The sequence below is a fragment of the Leisingera sp. F5 genome (assembly GCF_001593695.1).
Genome location: NZ_LUKH01000304.1, coordinates 1 through 2978 on the forward strand (window position 1 = coordinate 1; position 2978 = coordinate 2978).

Here is a 2978-nt window from a genome sequence, read left to right on the forward strand (position 1 = left end):
CTATCGACCATCAGATGCCCCGCCTTGGTCAACAGCTGGTGGCAGTCGCGGCTGAGGTGCCGCAGGACCAGCGATTTGCCCTCGGCCTCATACTTGCCCGCCAGCGCTTCGATTGCCTGCAAGGCTGATTGGTCGACCACCCGGCTGCGGGCAAAGTCCACAATCACATGATCCGGATCCCCCGCCACGTCAAACAACTCGATGAATCCGTCGGTGGAGCCAAAGAACAGCGGCCCCTCGATCTCATATACCTTGGCGCCCTTATCGCTTTCGGATTCGCGGGTATAGGCATGAATGCGGCGCGCATTGTTCCAGGCATAGGCCAGCGCCGAGACGATCACGCCCACCACAACCGCAATCGCCAGGTCGGTCATCACCGTCACCACGGTCACCAGCACAATGACAAAGGCATCCATCAGCGGCACCTTGGTCATCACCTTGAAACTGTTCCAGGCAAAGGTCCCGATCACCACCATGAACATCACACCCACCAGCGCCGCCAGCGGGATCTGCTCGATCAGCGGCGAAGCCACAACGATAAACGCCAGCAGGAACAGCGCTGCAGCAATGCCCGCGATCCGTGTCCGGCCACCGGATTTCACGTTGATCATTGACTGGCCGATCATTGCGCAGCCGCCCATGCCGCCAAAAAAGCCGGTCACCACATTGGACGCGCCCTGCGCAATGCACTCCTGGCTGGCACCGCCGCGCTTGCCGGTGATCTCGCCCACCAGGTTCAGGGTCAGCAGGCTCTCGATCAGGCCAATGGCGGCCAGGATCACCGCATAAGGCAGGATGATCCATAGTGTTTCCAGCGTGAACGGCGCCAGGGCAGCGCCATAAAGGCCTTCGCCGCTTCCAAAAGGATTATGGAAAGAGGGGAACCCGCCCTTGATCGAGGCCATGTCTCCTACGGTCGGCACATCAATTCCAACGGCAATCACCAGTGCTGCAACAATGCCGATCCCCGCCAGCGGTGCCGGAATGATCGCGGTGATCTTTGGCGTGCCCCAGATAATCAGCATAGTCAGCCCCACCAGCCCCAGCATCATCACCAACTGCGAGCTTGCCAGCCAGGCCTCGGTGTTCTCCGGATCCTTGAACTGGGTCAGCTGCGCCAGGAAGATCACGATCGCCAGGCCGTTCACAAAACCCAGCATCACCGGGTGCGGCACCAGCCGGATGAACTTGCCCCAATGCATCACACCCGCGATGATCTGCAGGATCCCCATCAGGACCACTGTGGCAAAGAGGTATTCCACCCCGTGCTGCGCCACCAGCGCCACCATCACCACCGCCAAGGCACCCGTCGCGCCCGAGATCATCCCCGGCCGGCCGCCGAACACTGCGGTGATCAGACCCACCATGAAGGCCGCATAAAGCCCGACCAGCGGATGCACGCCCGCAACAAAGGCAAAGGCCACTGCTTCGGGCACCAGCGCCAGTGCCACGGTGAGGCCCGACAGCAATTCAGTGCGCACGCGGGCCACGGTAAAGCCCTCGTCCTGCATGATGGAGAGGTTGGGCGGGGAAATCTGCTTGGCCAGCAAAGCCATGGCTGCGCGTCTCATGGGGGTACCTGTACTCGGGAGGAAGGGTGTTGCGCCCGCCCCTAGCGGAAATACGCCAACGGGGCAAGGGCGCGGGGTGCTGGCGCCCCCTCCGCAAAGGGGTCCGCACCGCAAAGCCGCAAACAGGTCAGCAATATTGCCCCAATGTTTCGCGCGCGAAACATTTAGTCAAAAGCGCTAGCGCTAAACTTTAGCGTTTGTTAATCATCAAAGCCAACCGCCCAGATTGCGGTCAACCAGCCAATGTGCTTCAACCTCCTAAACAGCGGGGTCAATTCGAGCTCAACGGGAGAAAGCGCAATGGCAAAGGTTCTGCGAGAAAGCAGCGATCCCAAATTCTACGGCAAGTTTCGTTTGGAACTCTGTGACCCTGCGGATCAGTTGCGGGTCCAAGCCGGTAAAGATTGGCTCAAAGCCGAAGAAATGGCCGCTTTGGAGGAAACCCACGACGGCTACTTAATTGAATTCCGGCGCTCAGAGCGTCCTTGGCGGGCGGAGTTCTTGCCTCAAAAACTATGCATGACCAAAGGCAAGGAGTTACCGGACTATACAAAGTCAATTCCAGGCTGCAAAAATGAATACTCACACGGTAGTTTGGTGAGCTCAAAGCTCAAGTCGGTGATCGAAAACCACCAGTCAGAGCACGATGGCTGGCTATTCTCTCCAGTCGAGATTCTGAACAAGGACGGATCAGTACACGGCACCCGCTATATTTGGTGGGTTCACAAGGTCGTTGATGCAATTGATCCAACGTCGGAAGGCATAAAAACGGTAGGTGGACCAGTGGATGGCAAACATCGCTGGACACACATTGGGAAAAAATCCAGTACGTCTAAAGTTGCGGAAATCCGCGGTCAGCGGCCTAACAGCTTGGCTCGATTTGCGATACTTTTCAGGGCGTAGGGTGTTCGTTTCTGTTTCCCTATTTGCGTCGATGGAAGAAGCAGGAATTTCCTATTTCCGCGCCGACTCGATCTGGTCCGAGGTCTGAACCCTGCCTACAAGGGCCAAGCGTGAAACCCTCAATGCAGCGGAACGGCCATTGCAGCAAGCCCGGGCAAATTTGGCGCAGAAAGCAGCTCTGGCAACCGCACTAGATGTTATTAACGCTGGCCGGATCGCCACCGCCCTCGGCGCGGCGGCGCTGACCGGGATCATCCGGCGCAAATACCCTTCTCTCTTTCATCTTGCCGAAAATACTCCCGCCGGAGGCTCCCGCGCCCGCGGCCCCCTCCCGGTGCACGGGCGGTGCACAGAGGATGCACGCTTGCCACCCCCGGTTTATCACCTTGCTCTTGCCAAATCCGGCGCCGCTTGCGCATATCCAAGACAACAGCATCAGGAGGGCAGCACGTGACCGCAGCAGAACCCCGTGAAACCATGATTGCCGTGATCGGCGGCTCGGGT

The 2978-nt window shown here is 58.8% G+C and carries 3 protein-coding genes; 1 reads left to right on the top strand and 2 read right to left on the bottom strand.

Features of this window, described 5'->3' with window-relative positions; translation table 11 throughout:
- A partial coding sequence (locus A2I95_RS29285) for a SulP family inorganic anion transporter (RefSeq protein WP_291735544.1) occupies positions 1 to 1571 on the bottom strand: 1571 nt, incomplete at its 3' end.
- A 300-nt stretch (positions 1572 to 1871) separates the two neighbouring features.
- Between A2I95_RS29285 and A2I95_RS29290 the strand changes: the two genes are divergently transcribed.
- Complete coding sequence (locus A2I95_RS29290) at positions 1872 to 2474, top strand: DUF1629 domain-containing protein (RefSeq protein WP_027259836.1); 603 nt, start codon at positions 1872 to 1874, stop codon at positions 2472 to 2474.
- Between the two features lie 190 nt (positions 2475 to 2664).
- Here the strand turns inward: A2I95_RS29290 and A2I95_RS29295 are convergent.
- Positions 2665 to 2978, bottom strand: a 314-nt coding sequence (locus A2I95_RS29295; protein ID WP_291735546.1) for a hypothetical protein, incomplete at its 5' end; no start/stop codon positions are given.